Origin of the sequence: Paracoccus sp. S3-43 (genome assembly GCF_029027965.1) — a bacterium.
GTDB lineage: Bacteria > Pseudomonadota > Alphaproteobacteria > Rhodobacterales > Rhodobacteraceae > Paracoccus.
In genome coordinates this window covers 2,091,819-2,102,602 of sequence record NZ_CP119082.1, presented here as the reverse complement: position 1 = coordinate 2,102,602, position 10,784 = coordinate 2,091,819, and the positions used below count along the sequence as shown (strand labels likewise).

Here is a 10,784-nt window from a genome sequence, read left to right as displayed (position 1 = left end):
TGGCAGGCACGGCAGGATTGTAACAGCATGGACTGGGACAAGCTTAGAATATTTCACGCGGTCGCCGATGCGGGCAGCCTGACCCATGCCGGCGATACGCTGCATCTGTCGCAATCGGCGGTCAGTCGGCAGATCCGCGCACTGGAAGAATCGCTGGGCACCACGCTGTTCCACCGTCACGCGCGGGGGCTGATTCTCACCGAACAGGGCGAATTGCTGTTCGAAGCGACCTCCTCCATGGCGCGCAAGCTGGACACCGCCGCGGCCCGCATCCGCGACAGCGAGGAGCATGTCTTCGGTGAATTGCGTGTCACCGCCGCCGTGGGCTTCGGCACGCTGTGGCTGGCGCCGCGTCTTGGCAAGCTCTACGACAAGTATCCCGATCTCAAGATCGACCTGATGCTGGAGGAGCGGCTGCTGGATCTGCCGATGCGAGAGGCCGATGTGGCGATTCGCATGAAGGAGCCCAGCCAGTCCGACCTGATCCGCCGCCGGTTGCTGAACATTCGCATGCGGCTCTATGCGACCGAGCAATACCTGACCAAGGCGGGCGTGCCGCAGAGCATGGCCGACCTGGCCGCCCATCGCCTGATCTGCCAGAAGGCGGACCAGCCGCAGGTGGCCGCAGGGGCGCGGCTGGTGCAGGAGATCATGGCACAGAACATCAGTTCCACCCTGACGGTGAACAACTATTTCGGGGTGTTGCAGGGGGTGCTGGCCCATCTGGGGATCGGCGTCCTGCCGGACTACCTGACCGCCGATCACAAGGGTCTGGTCCGGGTTCTGCCCGCGGTCGATTCGGGCGAAGTGCCGGTGTTCCTGGCCTATCCCGAGGAATTGCGCCAGACGCGCCGCGTCGCGGTATTCCGCGATTTCGTGCTGGAGGAGATCCAGGATTACCGCCGCAGGCAGAGCGAGGCGCTTTTGCCGGTCGGGAAGTAAGACCTTGGTCCTGCGTCGGCGGAAGGTTCTGCAACTTTCGCGTGTAGCTATTCGGCAACTGCATGCCGGCTATGCTGCACATGCAGCGTGATCTCTCTTGAACCGTTCGCACCCTGCCCATAAATGAAGCGTCGAAGGCGATGGTCAGCTTAATCGCGCATCACCTTCTACCTCCCTGTTGGACTTAGGCCGGGCCTCGTGCCCGGCTTTTTTTTGGCCTTTGCGTCGGGGCGCGACTCGGGCGGGCCTTCCCAAGCGCGGCGTCTGGCCATAAAAGGCCGGGAAACCCCGGCAGGAAGGCACCATGATGCAGGAACCGACGATCACCCCCGACCTGATCGCCGCGCACGGGCTGAAGCCCGACGAATATGATCGGATCCTGGACATCATCGGCCGCGAACCCACCTTCACCGAACTGGGCATCTTCTCGGCCATGTGGAACGAGCATTGTTCCTATAAATCCTCGAAGAAATGGCTGCGCACCCTGCCCACCACCGGCCCGCAGGTGATCTGCGGCCCCGGCGAGAATGCGGGCGTGGTGGACATCGGCGCCAATGACCAGGGAATCCGGCAGGCCGTGGTCTTCAAGATGGAGAGCCACAACCATCCCTCCTATATCGAACCTCATCAGGGCGCCGCGACCGGCGTGGGCGGCATTCTGCGCGACGTGTTCACCATGGGCGCGCGCCCCATCGCCGCCATGGATGCGCTGTCCTTCGGCCGCCCGGACCATCCCAAGACCGCGCATCTGGTCAAGGGCGTGGTGGAAGGCATCGGCGCCTATGGCAATGCCTTCGGCGTCCCGAATGTCGGCGGAGAGGTCCGTTTCCACCGCAGCTATGACGGCAACTGCCTGGTCAACGCCTTCGCGGCGGGCTTGGCGGATGCGGACAAGATCTTCTATTCCGCCGCCTCTGGTATCGGGATGCCGGTGGTCTATCTGGGCGCCAAGACCGGCCGCGACGGGGTAGGCGGCGCCACCATGGCCAGCGCCGAATTCGACGACAGCATCGAGGAAAAGCGCCCGACCGTGCAGGTGGGCGACCCCTTCACCGAGAAATGCCTGCTGGAAGCCTGCCTGGAGCTGATGCAGACGGATAGCGTCATCTCGATCCAGGACATGGGCGCGGCGGGGCTGACCTGTTCCGCCGTGGAAATGGGCGACAAGGGCGGGCTTGGCATCAAGCTGATCCTGGACGCCGTGCCGCAGCGCGAGACCAATATGACGGCATACGAGATGATGCTGTCGGAATCGCAGGAACGGATGCTGATGGTGCTGAAGCCCGAGAAGGAGGCCGAGGCCCGCGCCATCTTCGAGAAATGGGATCTGGATTTCGCCATCGTCGGCGAGACCATCGCCGAGGACCGTTTCCTGATCCTGCACGGCAACGAGGTCAAGGCCGACCTGCCGCTGTCCAAGCTGTCCTCCAGCGCGCCGGAATACGACCGCCCCTGGGTGGAAACCCCGGCCGCCGGCCCCGCGCCGGTCCTGCCGCCGATCACGCCGATCACGGCGCTGCGGGCGCTGATCGGGTCGCCCAACCATGCCCACAAGGGCTGGGTCTGGGAACAATACGACACCCAGGTCGGCGCCGACACGATCCGCCGCCCCGGCATGGGCGCGGGCGTGGTCCGGGTTCACGGCACGCGGAAGGCGCTGGCCTTCACCAGCGACGTGACGCCGCGCTATGTCAGGGCCAACCCGTTCGAAGGCGGCAAGCAGGCCGTGGCCGAGGCGTATCGCAACCTGACCGCCGTGGGCGCGCTGCCCTTGGCGACGACCGACAACCTCAACTTCGGCAACCCCGAAAAGCCCGAGATCATGGGCCAGCTTGTCGGCGCCATCAGGGGCATCGGCGAAGCCTGCGCGGCGCTGGATTTCCCGATCGTCTCGGGGAACGTGTCGCTGTATAACGAAACCGATGGCAAGGCCATCCTGCCCACCCCCACCATCGGCGGCGTGGGCCTGATCGACGACCTGTCGAACCTGATCGCGGGCCTGCCGTCTGACGGCGACGTGGCGGTGGTCATCGGCAAAACGCGCGGCCACCTGGGCCAGTCGGCGCTGGCCGCCGAGGCTTTCGGGATCGAGGACGGCGATGCTCCCCATGTCGATCTGGCCGCCGAACGCAAGCATGGCGAGTTCCTGCGCGCCAACCGTGCCCATCTGAAATCCGCCACCGACCTGTCGGACGGCGGCTTGGCCCTGGCGGCCTTCGAGATGGCCGAGGCGGCGGGCATCGGTGTCCGGCTGGACTCGGGCGACATCGCCCAGCTGTTCGGAGAGGATCAGGCCCGCTACCTGGTCGCCTGCACCCCCGAAGGGGCCGAGGCGCTGCTGAAGGCCGCCGAGGCGGCGGGCGTGCCCGCGGCCCAGGTGGGCGTCTTCGGCGGCCTGGCCGTGCAGATGGGCGAGGATGCGGGCGATCTGGCGGATCTGTCGCAGCTCTACCGCACCGCCTTCGCCAAGGCGATCCAGAGCGACATGCCGGATCACGCATGACGGTCAAGGCCCCGGCGGGTTACGCCGCCATCGTCACCGCCGCCGGTCGCGGCACTCGCGCCGGGGGAGAGCCGAAGCAATGGCGCGACCTCGCGGGCCGCAGCGTGCTGGCCCGCGCCCTGGACGCCTTCGCGGGCTTCGGGCGTGTGGTGCTGGTGGTCCATCCCGACGACATGGCCCGCGCGATCACGGATTTCGCTGGCGGCGTCACCATCGTCACCGGCGGAGAGACGCGCGCGGCCAGTGTCCTGGCGGGGCTGCAAGCCCTGGAAGGGCAGGCGACCCATGTGCTGATCCATGACGGCGCGCGTCCGCTGGTCAGCGATGTTGTGATCCAATGTGTCATCGACGCGCTGCAAGCGGGCGCGCAGGCCGCCGCCCCGGCGCTGCCGGTCTGCGATGCCTTGTGGAACGGTGCGGATGGGTCGGTCACCGGCACCACCCCGCGCAACGGGCTGTTCCGGGCGCAAACGCCGCAGGGCTTTGCCTTGGACCAAATATCCAATGCGCACCGCTTCCACCCGGACGATGCCGCCGACGATGTGGAACTGGCGCTCAAGGCCGGGATGGCGGTTGCCATCACGCCGGGGTCCGAGGACAATCTGAAGATCACCTTCCCCGCCGATTTCGCGCGGGCCGAACGCATTCTGGGGGGCGCGATGGATATTCGCCTTGGCAACGGTTATGACGTCCACGCCTTCGGGCCGGGCGATCACGTCTGGCTCTGCGGCGTGCGGATCGCGCATGACGCCGGTCTGGTCGGCCATTCCGATGCCGATGTGGGGATGCACGCCCTGACCGACGCCATTTATGGCGCCCTGGCCGAGGGCGATATCGGCCGTCATTTCCCGCCCAGCGATCCGCAATGGCAGGGTGCCGACAGCGCGATCTTTCTGCGCCACGCCGCCGATCTGGCGCGCAGCCGGGGTTTCACCTTCGGCAATGCCGACGTGACGCTGATCTGCGAGGCCCCCAGGATCGGTCCCCATGCGACGGCCATGCAGGCCCGTCTGGCCCAGATCATGGAGGTCGATCCCGCCCGGATCAGCGTCAAGGCCACCACCTCGGAACGGCTGGGCTTCACCGGACGGCGAGAGGGGATCGCCGCCATCGCCACCGCCGCGCTGATGAAGGGCTGACCCATGATCGCGATGATCGTCACCGTCTTCGGCATCGGCCGCCTGCGCCCCGCGCCCGGCACCTGGGGATCGGCCGCCGCCGTCCTGCTGGCCGTCCTGGTCTGTCAGGCCGGGGGGGCGTTGCTGATCCCCCTGGGCGCGGTGCTGGCAGCAGCGATCGGCTTCTGGGCCGTGCCGCGGGCGCTGCGGATGACCGACGACGAAGACCCGTCCTGGATCGTCATCGACGAGGTCGCGGGCCAGTGGCTGGCCATGTCCTTTACCGTCATCCCGCTGTGGCGGCACGGGATCTCGATCCTTGACGCCTGGCCCGCTTTCGTGGTGCCCTTCCTGCTGTTCCGGCTGTTCGACATCTGGAAACCCTGGCTGGTGGGCCGCGCCGACCGGCAGGGCGGGGCCGTGGGGGTGATGATGGACGACCTCTGGGCGGGGCTGTTCGCGGGCCTGTGTTCCGTCGCGCTGGCGGGCCTTTATCATACCGTGCTGGAGCCGATGCTGTGACCCTTGCCTCTGACGTGCTGGACGCCGCCCGCGCGCGCGGCGTGATGATCGCCACCGCCGAAAGCTGCACCGGCGGGCTGGTCTCGGGCGCGCTGACCGAGGTGCCGGGATCCTCGGATGCCGTGGACCGGGGCTTCGTCACCTATTCCAACGCCGCCAAGCGGCAGATGCTGGGCGTGCGCGCCGAGACGCTGGACGCCCATGGCGCTGTCAGCGAACAGGTCGCGGCGGAAATGGCCTTGGGCGCGCTGCGCAACTCGGATGCCGGGATCGCCGTGTCGGTGACGGGTATCGCCGGGCCGGGCGGGTCGGAACACAAGCCCGAGGGGCGCGTCTGCTTCGGCATCGCCCAGCCCTTCGGCACCCGCACGGAAACGGTCGAATTCGGCGCCATCGGCCGCAGCAATGTCCGCGCGGCGACCGTGGACCACGCGCTGCAAATGCTGCTGGACGCGTTGCGCGGCTAGCAACGCCCGCCAGCAACGCCCGATGCGTTAACAGCGCGTTAACGCGGCCCCGCCACCCTTGCGCCCTGGTTTCAGGACGGGGGTGTCTATGCCAAGCGTTGAGGAAGTCGCGGCCCAGATCGTCGCGCGCGAGGGCGGTTATGTGAACGACCCGGACGATCCGGGCGGCGCCACGAAGTTCGGCGTGACCATCGGGACGATGAAGGCCCTGGGCCTGGATCTGAACCGGGACGGGCGCATCGACGCCACCGATGTGCGGTCGCTGACCCGCGCGCAGGCTCAGCAGATTTTCGTCGAACACTACTTCCGCCGCCCGCGCCTGGCCGAACTGCCCGAGGTGGTGCAGGCCAGCGTCTTCGACATGTATGTGAATGCCGGGACCAACGCGGTGAAGATCCTGCAACGGCTGGTCGCGCGCATGGGTTTCGCGGCCACGGCGGACGGCGTGATCGGCCCGCAGACCATCGCGGCGGCCCAGGATGCGGCGGCGGCGGCCCCCGATCATCTGGCCGACGCCTATGGGATCGCGCGGCGGAATTATTACTATGCGCTTGCCGATCAGCGCCCCGCCAGCCGCAAATACGCGCGCAGCAAGGCGGGCGGCAAGGGCGGCTGGATCACGCGGGCCGAGGAGTTCATCACCCCCCGCTATCACCTGACCGAGGCCGAGCATCGCGAAAGGACCGCCAAATGGGCATGATCGACCGCTTCATCGGCCTGGGCCAGGGCGTCACCGCCCTGGGCAGCGCCGCGACCGGCATGGCCGAGGTCTTCACCCAGAACGCCACCCGCAAGATGGAGCTTGAGGAAGAGGCCCATGCCCGCGCCATCACCCAGCTGGGGCAGGAATTCCAGACCGTCCGCACCGGGTTTTTCGACAGCTTCGTCAACGGCTTGAACAGGCTTCCCCGACCGCTTCTGGCTTTGGGGACGATGGGCCTGTTCGTCTATGCCATGATCGAGCCGCAGGGCTTCGGCCTGCGCATGGTCGGGCTGCAACAGGTGCCCGAACCGCTGTGGTGGCTGCTGGGGGCCATCGTCGGCTTCTACTTCGGGGCGCGAGAGGCGCATCATTTCCGCCATCGCGTCTGGCCGGCCCAGCAGGTCCAGACCAGCGTCAAGACGACCGCCCAGGTCGCGGTCCGGCGTCCCGACGACGACTTCGCCGACAACGCGGCCCTGCGCGACTGGCTGACGACCCTGCGCGAATAGGCCGCAGCCTGGCCCACGCAAAACTGATGGCGGCGACCAAGGGGGGACTTTCCCCCCTTTTTCCGTGGCCCTATGATTGGCGGAACCCAAGGATCCAAGCCATGACAGCAGAATTCGGCCATTTCGCCCTGATCCTCGCCTTTGCGGTATCGCTGTTCCAGATGGTGGTGCCGATGGTCGGGGCGTCGAGGGGCTGGGGCCCTTGGATGGACAGCGCCCGCCCCGCCGCCGTGGCGCAGTTCCTGCTGGTGGGGCTGTCCTTCGCGGCGCTGACGATGGCCTTCGTCTCGTCCGACTTCTCGCTGAAGCTGGTTTACGAGAATTCGCATACCGCCAAGCCGATGCTCTACAAGATCAGCGGCGTCTGGGGGAACCACGAAGGCTCGATGCTGCTGTGGGTGCTGATCCTGGCGCTGTTCGGCGCGGCGGCGGCATCCTTTGGCGACAACCTGCCGCCGGCGCTGCGGGCGCGGGTGCTGGCGGTGCAGGCGGCGATCGGGGCGGCATTTTACGGCTTCATCATCTTCACCTCGAACCCGTTCCTGCGGCTGGCAAGCCCGCCCTTCGACGGGCGCGACCTGAACCCGCTGCTGCAAGACCCCGGTTTGGCGTTTCACCCGCCGTTCCTTTACCTCGGCTATGTGGGCCTTTCGATGGCCTTCAGCTTCGCCGTCGCCGCCCTGATCGAGGGCCGCGTGGACGCCGCCTGGGCGCGTTGGGTGCGGCCCTGGACGCTGGCCGCCTGGATGTTCCTGACCATCGGCATCGCGCTTGGTTCGTGGTGGGCCTATTACGAACTGGGCTGGGGCGGCTTCTGGTTCTGGGATCCGGTCGAGAACGCCAGCTTCATGCCCTGGCTGCTGGCCGCCGCGCTGCTGCACAGCGCCGTCGTCGTGGAAAAGCGCGAGGCGCTGAAAAGCTGGACGATCCTGCTGGCGATCATGGCCTTTGGTTTCTCGATGATCGGGACGTTCATCGTCCGGTCGGGGGTGATCACATCCGTCCACAGCTTTGCCAGCGACCCGGCGCGCGGCGTGTTCATCCTGGGAATCCTGGTCGTCTTCACGGGCGGCGCGCTGACGCTTTATGCCGCGCGGGCGCAGCAGATGACGGCCAAGGGCGTCTTTGCGCCGGTGTCTCGTGAAGGGGCGCTGGTGCTGAACAACGTCCTGCTGGCGGTCGCGGCCTTCGTGGTTTTCATCGGCACGATGTGGCCGCTGATCGCGGAACTGCTGTGGGACCGCAAGCTGTCGGTCGGCGCCCCCTTCTTCAACAAGGCCTTCACGCCCTTCATGATCGTGCTGGCCATCGCGCTGCCCCTGGGGTCGATCCTGCCCTGGAAACGGGCGGTGCTGGGGCGCGCGATGCGGCCCCTGTGGCCCGCGCTGGCGCTGACCGGCGCGGTCATGGCGCTTGTCTGGGCAGTCTCGACCGGGCGGTCGGCCATTGCGGTGATCGGCGCGGGCCTGGGCGCCTGGATCATCTTCGGCGCGGCGGCCGATCTGATCCACCGCACCGGCCAGTCGGGCCTGTCGCGTTTGGCTCGCCTGCCGCGCGCCGACTGGGGCAAGGCCACCGCCCATGCGGGCCTGGGCGTCACCTTCATCGGCATCGCCCTGCTGACCGCTTGGCAGGTCGAGGATATCCGCGTGGCGCAACCGGGCCAGCCCTTCCAGGTCGGCGGTTATGACATCACCCTTGCCAGCGTGGATGAGGTCGAGGGGCCGAACTATCTCTCGACCACGGCGACGATGCAGGTCGCGCGCAACGGCCGGACGGTCGCCACGCTGCATCCCGAAAAGCGCGTCTATCCGGTCCAGGCCATGCCCACGACCGAGGCCGCCATCGACAACGGCATCTTCCGCGACATCTATCTGGTGATCGGCGATGCGCAGGCGGATGGCGGCTGGGCGGTGCGGATCTATGTCAAGCCCTTCGCCAACTGGATCTGGGCGGGGGCGATGCTGATGGCGCTTGGCGGCATCTTCAGCCTGTCCGACCGCCGCTATCGCGTGGCCGCGGGCGCCCGCCGCGCGCCCGCCAGGACGGTGGCCGCGGAATGAGGCGGCTTGTCCTGCTGATCGCCCTGCTGCTGCCCGTCGCGGCTTTCGCCGTGCAACCGGACGAGGTTCTGCCAGATGCCGGGCAAGAGGCGCGGGCGCGCGAAATCTCGCAAAAGCTGCGCTGCCCGGTCTGCCAGGGGGAAAATATCGACGAATCGAACGCCCCCATCAGCCGCGACCTGCGGCTCTATGTGCGCGAACGGATCGTGGCGGGCGACAGCAACGACCAGGTGATCGACGCGGTGGTGGACCGCTTCGGCGAATTCGTGCTGTTCGAACCGCGCGCGCAGGGCGGCAACCTGGTGCTGTGGCTGGCAGGTCCGGTCGCGCTGGTGCTGGCCCTGCTGGGCGCCTGGGGTTTCCTGCGGTCCCACGCCAAGGCCCGTCCCGAGGATGCGCAGGCCCTCAGCCAGGCGGAACGCGACCGGCTGGACCAGATCATGCGCGACTGACGCCGGGTCGCGCTTTCCCAGGCCGCCGTTTCGGTCATGATGTCCGCAAAAGGGGGATATCATGAACTTTGAGACCATTGAATTCGCCGTCAGCGAAGGCGTCGCCACGCTGACCCTGAACCGGCCGCAGGTGATGAACGCGCTCAGCAGCCGGATGCGGGCCGAGATCACCGAGGCCGCGTCGACCCTGCCCAGCGACGCGCGCTGCCTGGTCATCACCGGCGCCGGGCGCGGCTTCTGCTCGGGGCAGGATCTGACCGACCGCGCGGCGGCGGCGGATCTGGAGGGCACGCTGCGCGACGAATACGAACCGATGCTGCGGGCGATCCGCGCCTGCCGCGCGCCGGTCATCGCGGCGGTCAACGGCGTCGCGGCGGGGGCGGGGGCGAACCTTGCGCTGGCGGCGGATGTGGTGATCGCGGCGGAAAGCGCCAGCTTCATCCAGGCCTTCGCCCGGATCGGCCTGGTTCCCGACGCGGGCGGCACCTTCATCATCCCGCGCGCGGTGGGCGCGGCCCGCGCGATGGGCATGATGCTGTTCGCCGAACCCCTCAGCGCCCGGCAGGCCGCCGATTGGGGGCTGATCTGGGAAGCCCTGCCGGATGAGGGCTTCGCCGAGGGCGTGGCTGCCCGCGCCCGCCAGCTTGCGGCAGGCCCGACGGCCGCCTATCGCGCGATCCGCGAGGCGGTGCAGGCCTCCACCCAGAACGACATGGACGCCCAATTGATGCTGGAGGCGCGGCTGCAAGGCGCGGCGGGGCGGACTGAGGATTTCGTCGAAGGGGTGACGGCCTTCCTGGAAAAGCGCCCCGCGCGCTTTACCGGGCGCTAGGCGATCTGGGCGAAGCGCGGGGCGGGGGTGCGGTTGTCGAAGAACGGCACCGTGTCCGGCACCGGCAGCGGTGCGTCCTGCCCCAAGCCCGCGATCAGGCCGGACAGTTCGGCCAGCACCACCTCGGTGATGAAGGGCAGATCCAGGGCGCGGGCCTGGGGCAGGGGCACCCAGTGCAGGTGCGAAAGCTCGTCGCAGGCGCGGCTGAAATCGTCGGGGTCGGTGGCCAGGCTGGCGGCGTCGGCCACGAAGAAATGCGCGTCGAAGCGGCGTGGTCGGCCCGGCGGCGTGATCGCGCGGAACAGATAGGTCAGCGCCGAGGCGTCGGGGGCAAGCCCCGCCTCGGCAAAGCCCGGCCAGCGGCAAGGGCCGGGGCGGCCGATCAGCTGGCCGGTTTCCTCGGCCAGTTCGCGCAGGGCGGCGGCGGCGATGGCGTCGGGATCGGGCAGCCGGCCGGGCCGGGGTTCCTGGGCCAGGCGGCCGCGATGCGGCTGGACCAATGGCGCGGCCAGCGGAACCGAGGCGTCCTCGACATCGACCGCGCCGCCGGGAAAGACGTATTTCGACGGCATGAACACCGCCCCCGCACCGCGCATCCCCATCAGGACCGACGCGCCGCCCGCCGTCCTGCGCAGCAGGATCACCGTCGCCGCGTCGCGGATGGGCATGGGGT

At 68.2% G+C, this 10,784-nt stretch carries 11 protein-coding genes; 10 read left to right on the top strand and 1 reads right to left on the bottom strand.

All coding sequences use genetic code 11. The features are described 5' to 3' along the window. Positions 1–27: 27 nt before the first annotated feature. The 10 genes from PXD02_RS11005 to PXD02_RS10960 all read left to right on the top strand — a co-directional run bounded on the left by PXD02_RS11005 (position 28) and on the right by PXD02_RS10960 (position 10,111). On the top strand, positions 28–942 hold the full coding sequence (locus PXD02_RS11005) for a LysR family transcriptional regulator (protein ID WP_275103919.1): 915 nt from the start codon (positions 28–30) through the stop codon (positions 940–942). A 307-nt stretch (positions 943–1,249) separates the two neighbouring features. Beyond that, a complete protein-coding gene (purL, locus tag PXD02_RS11000) occupies positions 1,250–3,445 on the top strand; it encodes a phosphoribosylformylglycinamidine synthase subunit PurL (protein ID WP_275106409.1) in 2,196 nt (731 codons plus the stop codon). After that, on the top strand, positions 3,442–4,584 hold the full coding sequence (locus tag PXD02_RS10995; protein WP_275103918.1) for a bifunctional 2-C-methyl-D-erythritol 4-phosphate cytidylyltransferase/2-C-methyl-D-erythritol 2,4-cyclodiphosphate synthase: 1,143 nt from the start codon (positions 3,442–3,444) through the stop codon (positions 4,582–4,584). The genes purL and PXD02_RS10995 overlap by 4 nt, the downstream gene beginning before the upstream one ends. Before the next feature lie 3 nt (positions 4,585–4,587). After that, positions 4,588–5,085, top strand: coding sequence for a phosphatidylglycerophosphatase A family protein (locus tag PXD02_RS10990; protein ID WP_275103917.1), 498 nt, complete (start codon positions 4,588–4,590; stop codon positions 5,083–5,085). Further along, a complete protein-coding gene (locus PXD02_RS10985) occupies positions 5,082–5,552 on the top strand; it encodes a CinA family protein (protein ID WP_275103916.1) in 471 nt (156 codons plus the stop codon). Before PXD02_RS10990 ends, PXD02_RS10985 begins: the two co-directional genes overlap by 4 nt. A gap of 88 nt (positions 5,553–5,640) precedes the next feature. Then, the gene (locus tag PXD02_RS10980) at positions 5,641–6,252 is read left to right on the top strand and encodes a holin-associated N-acetylmuramidase (protein WP_275103915.1); all 612 of its coding nucleotides are present in this window, start codon (positions 5,641–5,643) and stop codon (positions 6,250–6,252) included. Next, positions 6,243–6,764, top strand: coding sequence for a holin family protein (locus tag PXD02_RS10975; protein WP_275103914.1), 522 nt, complete (start codon positions 6,243–6,245; stop codon positions 6,762–6,764). Before PXD02_RS10980 ends, PXD02_RS10975 begins: the two co-directional genes overlap by 10 nt. 101 nt (positions 6,765–6,865) lie before the next feature. Continuing rightward, positions 6,866–8,827: a heme lyase CcmF/NrfE family subunit gene (locus PXD02_RS10970; RefSeq protein WP_275103913.1), complete on the top strand. Its 1,962-nt coding sequence runs from the start codon at positions 6,866–6,868 to the stop codon at positions 8,825–8,827. Further along, positions 8,824–9,279, top strand: coding sequence for a cytochrome c-type biogenesis protein (locus PXD02_RS10965; RefSeq protein WP_275103912.1), 456 nt, complete (start codon positions 8,824–8,826; stop codon positions 9,277–9,279). Before PXD02_RS10970 ends, PXD02_RS10965 begins: the two co-directional genes overlap by 4 nt. Before the next feature lie 61 nt (positions 9,280–9,340). Then, on the top strand, positions 9,341–10,111 hold the full coding sequence (locus PXD02_RS10960) for an enoyl-CoA hydratase-related protein (protein ID WP_275103911.1): 771 nt from the start codon (positions 9,341–9,343) through the stop codon (positions 10,109–10,111). On the opposite strand, the gene PXD02_RS10955 is transcribed toward PXD02_RS10960, so the two are convergent. Beyond that, positions 10,108–10,779: an NUDIX hydrolase gene (locus tag PXD02_RS10955; RefSeq protein WP_275106408.1), complete on the bottom strand. Its 672-nt coding sequence runs from the start codon at positions 10,777–10,779 to the stop codon at positions 10,108–10,110. The two genes, PXD02_RS10960 and PXD02_RS10955, sit on opposite strands and share 4 nt — an antisense overlap. Positions 10,780–10,784 lie beyond the last annotated feature (5 nt).

What these genes read in the sequence shown, in the direction of transcription:
- PXD02_RS11005 (WP_275103919.1), top strand. Translation starts at nt 28, where the DNA reads ATGGACTGGGACAAGCTTAGAATATTTCACGCGGTCGCCGATGCGGGC.
- PXD02_RS10975 (WP_275103914.1), top strand. Translation starts at nt 6,243, where the DNA reads ATGGGCATGATCGACCGCTTCATCGGCCTGGGCCAGGGCGTCACCGCC.
- purL (WP_275106409.1), top strand. Translation starts at nt 1,250, where the DNA reads ATGCAGGAACCGACGATCACCCCCGACCTGATCGCCGCGCACGGGCTG.
- PXD02_RS10980 (WP_275103915.1), top strand. Translation starts at nt 5,641, where the DNA reads ATGCCAAGCGTTGAGGAAGTCGCGGCCCAGATCGTCGCGCGCGAGGGC.
- PXD02_RS10960 (WP_275103911.1), top strand. Translation starts at nt 9,341, where the DNA reads ATGAACTTTGAGACCATTGAATTCGCCGTCAGCGAAGGCGTCGCCACG.
- PXD02_RS10955 (WP_275106408.1), bottom strand. Translation starts at nt 10,779, where the DNA reads ATGCCCATCCGCGACGCGGCGACGGTGATCCTGCTGCGCAGGACGGCG.
- PXD02_RS10965 (WP_275103912.1), top strand. Translation starts at nt 8,824, where the DNA reads ATGAGGCGGCTTGTCCTGCTGATCGCCCTGCTGCTGCCCGTCGCGGCT.
- PXD02_RS10995 (WP_275103918.1), top strand. Translation starts at nt 3,442, where the DNA reads ATGACGGTCAAGGCCCCGGCGGGTTACGCCGCCATCGTCACCGCCGCC.
- PXD02_RS10990 (WP_275103917.1), top strand. Translation starts at nt 4,588, where the DNA reads ATGATCGCGATGATCGTCACCGTCTTCGGCATCGGCCGCCTGCGCCCC.
- PXD02_RS10970 (WP_275103913.1), top strand. Translation starts at nt 6,866, where the DNA reads ATGACAGCAGAATTCGGCCATTTCGCCCTGATCCTCGCCTTTGCGGTA.